Below are 6,576 nucleotides of genomic sequence, written 5' to 3' on the forward strand. Positions count from 1 at the left end.
AGCCATGACCCACACCATCCAGAACCGCCTCGCCGGTTTCGCCCCGCCGACCGGCGTCCCGCTCTTCGGCGGCGTCGCCGCCGCCGCGCCCTGGCTCGCCGATCGCGAGGAAAAGCACGGCCGCAAGTTGGCGAAGTCGCTCGAGGACGCGATCCGCGCCTCCGGCCTGAAGAACGGGATGACCATCTCGTTCCACCACGCCTTCCGCGAAGGCGATCAGACGATCAACTTCGTCGTCGCCAAGCTCGCCGAGATGGGATTTCGCGATCTCACGCTCGCGCCGTCGTCGCTGCTGTCGTGCAACACGCCGTTGATCGAGCACATCAAGTCCGGCGTGATCCGGCGGATCTTCACGTCCGGCATGCGCGGCAAGCTCGCCGAGGCGATCTCCAACGGCCTGATGGACGAGCCGATCAACATCCATTCGCATGGCGGCCGGGTTCATCTGATGGACCGCGGCGAGATCGCGATCGACGTCGCCTTCCTCGGCGTCTCCACGGCCGATCCGTTCGGCAACGCCAACGCGGTGTCGGGCAAGTCGCGCTGCGGCTCGCTCGGCTACGCCATGGTCGACGCCGCCCGCGCCAGGACCGTGATCCTGCTCGCCGAGGAGATCGTGGCCTATCCCAACGCCCCGGCCTCGATCCGTCAGGATCAGGTCGATCTCGTCGTCAAGGTCGACCAGATCGGCGATCCGGCCAAGATCTCGGTCGGCGCGGCGCGCATCACGTCGAACCCGCGCGAACTGTTGATCGCGCGCTGGGCCGCCGACGTGATGGAGCACGCCGGCTGTTTCGAAGACGGCTTCTCGATGCAGACCGGCACCGGCGGTTCGGCCACCGCCACGGCCCGCTTCCTCGAGCAGAAGATGCGCCGCAAGGGCATCAAGGCGGGCTTCGCGCTCGGCGGCATCACCGGCTCGATCGTCGACTTGCACGAGAAGGGCCTCGTCGGCCGCATTCTCGACACCCAGAGCTTCGACGCGGTCGCCGCCGCCTCGCTCGGCAAGAACCCCGAGCACCTGGAGATCTCGACCAACTACTACGCCAATCTGACCGCCAAGGCCGCCTCGGTCGATCAGGTCGACATGGTGATCCTGTCGGCGCTGGAGATCGACCTCGACTTCAACGTCAACGTGATCACGGGCTCGGACGGCGTCATGCGCGGCGCCTCCGGCGGACACTCCGACACGGCGGCCGGCGCCAACCTGCCGATCGTCGTCGGCCCGCTGATCCGCTCGCGCATCCCGACCGTGGTCGAGCGCTGCACCACCGTGGTGACGCCCGGCGAGACGATCGGCGTGCTGGTCACGGATCACGGCATCGCCGTCAATCCGCGCCGGCCCGAGGTCGCCGAGCGGCTGAAGGCGGCCGGCCTGCCGGTCACCACGATCGAGGACCTCTACGCCCGCGCCTGTGCGCTGACCGGCAAGCCGCAGCCGATCGAGTTCCTCGACAAGGTCGTCGGGATCATCCGTTACCGCGACGGCTCGGTGATCGACGTGGTGCGTCAGGTGAAGGGATGACGCGCGACGCGAAGGCTCTCGCGGCGGACGATCGTCGGGCCGGTCCGGCCGTGACGATCGAGGCGATGCTGGCGGCGCGCGAGCGCCGCGTCGCCCGCCGTCGCGACGCCTTCGCCTTGCCCGACCGGGCGCTCGTCACGCTCTCGGTGGTGATGCCGGGGCCGGTGAAGGATTGCGAGCTGAGCCGCACGACGGCGACCGCCGCGCGCGACGCACTCGATCGGCTGTTCGCCGCCCGCGGCTTTTCCGCGACGACGCTCGCCGCCGAGAGCGGCCCGACCGGGCCGGAGGCGCTGATCGCGGTTGCGGCCGATCCGCGCGCCCTCAAGCGGGCGCTGGTCGAGCTGGAGGAGCTGCATCCGCTCGGCCGCCTGTGGGACCTCGACGTCGCCGCGCCCGGCGACCGGGCGGTGTCGCGCCGCGACCTCGGCCTGCCGCCGCGGCGTTGCCTCGTCTGCGACGCTCCGGCGCATGCCTGCGCCCGCTCGCGTGCGCATCCGCTCGATGCGCTGCTGACCGCGATGGAGGAGAGGATCGATGCCTGGCTCTGCCTTCCGGTCGAATGATATGATGCCTGGTGAACAGGCCGGTGCCGTCGAATTCCGCTCATCCCCGCGGAAGCGGGGATCCAGTGCCCAGGGGTGTGGCCCCTGGGTCCCCGCCTTCGCGGGGACGAGCGCAGAAATGGCCTCTCGCCTCGCCGGCTCGCTCACGGATCTCGTCGTCGAGGCGCTGCTGCGCGAGGTGTGGCTGACGCCGAAGCCCGGCTTGGTCGATCGCCGCAACACCGGCTCGCATCGCGACATGGACGTCGCGACCTTCGAGCGCTCGGCGGCGGCGCTGTGCCCCGGCCTTGCCGACTTCGTGATGCTCGGCATCGAATGTGCCGCCGTGCCGGCCGATGCCGTGCTCGCGCTGGCGCGTCCCGCCGGCCTCGCCTGCGAGCGCGCGATGCTTTGCGCGACCGGCGGCGTCAACACCCACAAGGGCAGCATTTTTGCCTTTGGGCTGCTGCTCACCGCGGTCGGCCGCCTGTGGGCCTCCGGTGATCCGGCCGCGGATCCGATCGACGCCGACGCGGTCTGCGACGAGGTCGCCCGCATCGCCGCCGGCATCGTGGCCCGCGAGCTGCGCCGGCCCGGCGAGCCGCGCACCGCCGGCGAGCGGCTGTTTCAGGCGCACGGCCTCACCGGCGCGCGGGGCGAGGCGCAGTCCGGCTTCGCCACGGTGCGGCACGGCGCCCTGCCGGTGCTCGCCCGCGCGCTCGCCGATGGCCGCGACGCGGACACGGCACTCGCCGCCGCCTTCCTGCATCTCCTCGCCCGCAACGCCGACACCAACCTGGCGGCCCGCGGCGGCATCGCGGGGTTGCGCTTCGCCCGCGCCGAGGCGGCGCGGGTCGAACGGGCCGGCGGCGTCGCGGCGCCCGATTTCGTCGCCCGCATGGAGGCGCTGGACGACGCCTTCATCGCCAGGAATCTCAGCCCGGGTGGCAGCGCCGACCTGCTCGCCGTCACCTGGACGCTGCATCGGCTCCCCCGGGTCCTGCGCAGCGGCCCGGCGCTGCGCTCGTATTGAAGCGGTCGCCCGGCCCGCCTATTGTCCGGGCGGGCGTCCGCCCGACGGATCAAGGCCTTCGGAGATGATCGCGTTCCTCTCGGGAGGCACCCGGGACATTCTCGTGCAGGCCGCGAGTCGCCTCGATCTCGTGCTCGTGCCGGGATTCAAGGATTCGGGTCCCGATCATTGGCAGAGCCTCTGGCAGGACGGCCTCCCGATCTTTCAGCGCATCGCCCAGAAGCGGTGGGACGACCCCGATATCGAGCTGTGGATCGCCGCCATCCTGCGCCTGCTCGGCGAGCGTCGTCGGCCGGCCGTGCTGATCGGCCACTCGCTCGGCGCGCTGGCGGCCGCCTGCGTCGCCGGGGACCGCCATCCGCAGGTCGCCGGGCTGATGCTCGTCGCCCCGGCCGAGCCGAGCCGCTTCGAGGCGGAGGAGCGGGTACCCGACGGGCCGCTCGGCGTGCCGGCCCTGGTGGTGGTCAGCCACAACGACCCGGTGATGCGCTTCTCGCGCGCCGAGCACTGGATCCGGACCTGGAGCGCCGTGCCGGCCGATCTCGGCGAGGCCGGCCACATCAACGCCGAGGCCGGGTTCGGCCCGTGGCCGCACGGGCTCGACCTGCTCGCCGCCCTCACCGGCATGGTGCGCTATTCGCCCGGGTGACGGTCCGGTGCGGCGACGGGCGATGACGCCCGCATCCGAGGGCTCGCGTTTCCACCCGGGCGTGATCCGGCGCCCCGTCGGCCGCGTATCCGAACCGGGACGTCGTGCGTTCCTCCGGGGAGCGTCGGGCGGATCGGGACGATGTCGATCGCGGCGCTATCGATCGGGACGGAATTGGTCGGGGTGGTGGTGCGCGCATGACACCGATGACCCATCACGAGATCCTGCGCCTCGTCGCGCCGTTCACGCGGCGCGGCCTTCGGCTCGACACGGTCGCGAGCGACCGACAGGCGCGTCGCCTGGTGTTCGTGCCGCAGCCCCCCGCGCCGGGTGCGGAGGACACCGATACGCCGACGCCGCCCGCGGACCGTTCCGGCGAACGCATCACCATCGTGCTCGACGCTCCCGAGACCGCCGAGGCACCGTGGCGTCTCGCCCGGGTGCTCGACGATCCGGCCGGCGTCACGGCGCGGCTCGAGACCGAAGGCCGCGATCTCGATGCGCTGCTCGACCGGCTCGATGCCGTCGCGCCGGAGCGGCACATCCGCACCGGCCCCGGCTGGGTCGTGGGCATGAGCTGGCGCCTCGATCCGAGCGACCGCGCGGCGGACACGCTGGTGCTCACCGACGGCGTCGCCCGGCTCGGTGACGGTGTTCTCGGCGACGTGGTGCTGACGCTGAAGATGCCGGCGCTGCGGCGCTATCTCGCCGACCTCGAGATCACGACCGTCGACGGTGGCCGGCTCGACCTCACCGAGGATCTGCTCGCCGTGCTCGGCACCGACTGGTCGACGCTGCGGCGCAACGGGAACAAATGGATCGGTACCCTGAAGCCGCACGGACGCGAGCCGGGTCGCAGCCGCGCCGCCGAGGCGGCGCTCACGACGACCGCGGCGCATCTCGCCCGCACCCTCGCCGAGCCGCCGAGCCGGTTCCACGCCCGGCTCTATCGGGCCCGCTGGGGCGTGGTGCTGCGTCGCGCCGTGCCGCTGCTCGTCAGCCTGCTCCTGCTGATCGGCACGCTGTTCCTCTCCAAGCTCGACCTCGACCAGAACTCCGGCCTGTGGATGGCGCTGTTCCATGCGCCGCCTCTGATGCTCGTCGCCTTCTTCTGCTTCCGCGAGATCCCGCGCATCGAGATCCCGCCGCTGCCGCGCGCTTCCGCGACGGCGACCTGGCGGCCCGGGGCGGGAACGGCCGCAGGCACCGGCCGCGACGGCGCCGCGGCGTCGACCGCGCCCGAGGCGTCGCGCGGCTGAGCGGGCGGTCCACACCATGCACGGCAATCCGCTGAACCTTCCGCCGGTCTCGATCGCCGCCGCCAAGGCGGCGCTGATCGAGCAATACGCCGACCCCATGCTGCGGCGGCGTGCTTCGATGCTGTGGGGCACGCGCGGCGTCGGGAAATCGTCGATCGTCCGTCAGGTCGCGGCGCATTACGGTGTGCCACTGGTCGACCTGCGGCTCACGACGATCGAGCCGGTCGACATCCGTGGCGCCATCTTCGCCGACGACACGCTGGCGAAGACCGTGTGGTTCCCGCCCGAGTTCCTGCCCGGCGCCGACCAGCCGGACGGCATCCTGTTCCTCGACGAGCTGACGGCGGCGGACCAGCGGCTCCAGATCTCGGCCTATTCGCTGATCCTCGACCGCCGCGTCGGAAACTATCGCCTGCCGGACGGCTGGCTGGTCGTCGCCGCCGGCAATGCGAGTTTTCACGGGGCGGTCAGCCACGACATGGGCACGGCGCTCGCCGACCGCATGTTCCACTTCAACATCCAGACCGTCATCGACGCCTTCCTGGCCTATGCGATCGAGCATCGCTTCGCCCCCGAGGTGATGGCCTATCTGAAGGTCCGGCCCGACAAGCTCGACGACACCCAGGCGCAGCTCGCCGCCGACCATCTGGTCGGCGCCAGCCCGCGCGGCTGGGAGGACATCTCCAACGTGCTGAAGTCCGGCCTCTCCGAGGCGGGCCGACGGCTGTTCGTGCAGGGTCGCATCGGCGCCGCCAACGCGGCCGAGTTCTTCGGCGTGCTGCGCGAGATTTCCGCGGGCGCCGACGTGGTTCGCCTGCTCGCCGCCGCGCCCGGCGCCGAGACGGCGGCGCTGCTGCCGAAGACGCTCGATGGGCTCTACGGGCTGATCTACGGGCTCTTGGCCGCGGCGACCGACGCCGTCGCGATGGCCCGCGCCGTCGCCATCGTCGAGCAGCTTCCCGACATCCGCGGGCCGGTGCCGTTGCCGATCCGCGAGGCCCAGACGCTCGCCATGGAGCTTTTGATGCAGAAGGCGCTCGCCGACGGCACCGAAGGGGCGATCCTCACGAGCGAAGCTTACGCACGCTACGACGCGCGCCGCGAGGACGAGCGGCGCCGCGACGGCACGGGCCGATGACGGCGGCTCCGTCGGGCGCGGCTCCGTCTGACGCCGTCCCGGCCGACGCGCCGGCGCTTTACGAACATCGCGGCACGCGCGCGATCCAGCGCATGGTGGAGTTCGCGCCGTCGACCGGCGGTCTCGCGCTGTGGGTGCGGCATCACGATCTGCCCGCCAACAGCCCGGCGCCCGTCGTCCACACCGATGGTGACGCGGTCTTCTACGGCGCCGACTTCGCGAGCCTGCCGCTTGCGCAGCAGACGGGACTCGTCGCTCACGAGGTGCTGCACATCGCGCTGCGCCATCCGCAGCGCTTCGTCGACCTGCAGCGGCTCGTCGGCGACGTCGATCTCGAGCTGTTCACGATCTGCGCCGACGCGATCGTCAACAGCACGCTCGATCATCTCGCCTGGCTGGAGCTGCCGCCCGGCGCCGTGACGCTCGA

Annotated in this window: 7 protein-coding genes; all 7 read left to right on the top strand. The window is 71.7% G+C overall.

Annotation, left to right across the window (positions count from 1 at the left end; genetic code table 11):
• The first annotated feature begins 4 nt into the window (after positions 1–4).
• A complete protein-coding gene (gene citF, locus CCR97_RS02225) occupies positions 5–1,525 on the top strand; it encodes a citrate lyase subunit alpha (RefSeq protein WP_111356945.1) in 1,521 nt (506 codons plus the stop codon).
• On the top strand, positions 1,522–2,091 hold the full coding sequence (citX, locus tag CCR97_RS02230; protein WP_111356944.1) for a citrate lyase holo-[acyl-carrier protein] synthase: 570 nt from the start codon (positions 1,522–1,524) through the stop codon (positions 2,089–2,091). Before citF ends, citX begins: the two co-directional genes overlap by 4 nt.
• A gap of 118 nt (positions 2,092–2,209) precedes the next feature.
• A complete protein-coding gene (gene citG, locus CCR97_RS02235; RefSeq protein ID WP_201159268.1) occupies positions 2,210–3,103 on the top strand; it encodes a triphosphoribosyl-dephospho-CoA synthase CitG in 894 nt (297 codons plus the stop codon).
• Positions 3,104–3,206: 103 nt separating this feature from the next.
• Positions 3,207–3,752 carry an RBBP9/YdeN family alpha/beta hydrolase gene (locus tag CCR97_RS02240; protein ID WP_338049049.1) on the top strand — a complete coding sequence of 182 codons (546 nt, stop codon included), beginning with the start codon at positions 3,207–3,209 and terminating at the stop codon, positions 3,750–3,752.
• A 197-nt stretch (positions 3,753–3,949) separates the two neighbouring features.
• On the top strand, positions 3,950–5,011 hold the full coding sequence (locus CCR97_RS02245; protein ID WP_111359966.1) for a hypothetical protein: 1,062 nt from the start codon (positions 3,950–3,952) through the stop codon (positions 5,009–5,011).
• Between the two features lie 16 nt (positions 5,012–5,027).
• Positions 5,028–6,149 carry an AAA family ATPase gene (locus CCR97_RS02250; RefSeq protein WP_111359965.1) on the top strand — a complete coding sequence of 374 codons (1,122 nt, stop codon included), beginning with the start codon at positions 5,028–5,030 and terminating at the stop codon, positions 6,147–6,149.
• Between the two features lie 92 nt (positions 6,150–6,241).
• Positions 6,242–6,576: DUF2201 family putative metallopeptidase (locus CCR97_RS02255; protein WP_420826051.1), on the top strand; the 335-nt coding region annotated here is incomplete at its 3' end.

Origin of the sequence: Rhodoplanes elegans (assembly GCF_016653355.1) — a bacterium.
GTDB lineage: Bacteria > Pseudomonadota > Alphaproteobacteria > Rhizobiales > Xanthobacteraceae > Rhodoplanes > Rhodoplanes elegans.

What these genes read in the sequence shown, in the direction of transcription:
- citF (WP_111356945.1), top strand. Translation starts at nt 5, where the DNA reads ATGACCCACACCATCCAGAACCGCCTCGCCGGTTTCGCCCCGCCGACC.
- citX (WP_111356944.1), top strand. Translation starts at nt 1,522, where the DNA reads ATGACGCGCGACGCGAAGGCTCTCGCGGCGGACGATCGTCGGGCCGGT.
- citG (WP_201159268.1), top strand. Translation starts at nt 2,210, where the DNA reads ATGGCCTCTCGCCTCGCCGGCTCGCTCACGGATCTCGTCGTCGAGGCG.
- CCR97_RS02245 (WP_111359966.1), top strand. Translation starts at nt 3,950, where the DNA reads ATGACACCGATGACCCATCACGAGATCCTGCGCCTCGTCGCGCCGTTC.
- CCR97_RS02250 (WP_111359965.1), top strand. Translation starts at nt 5,028, where the DNA reads ATGCACGGCAATCCGCTGAACCTTCCGCCGGTCTCGATCGCCGCCGCC.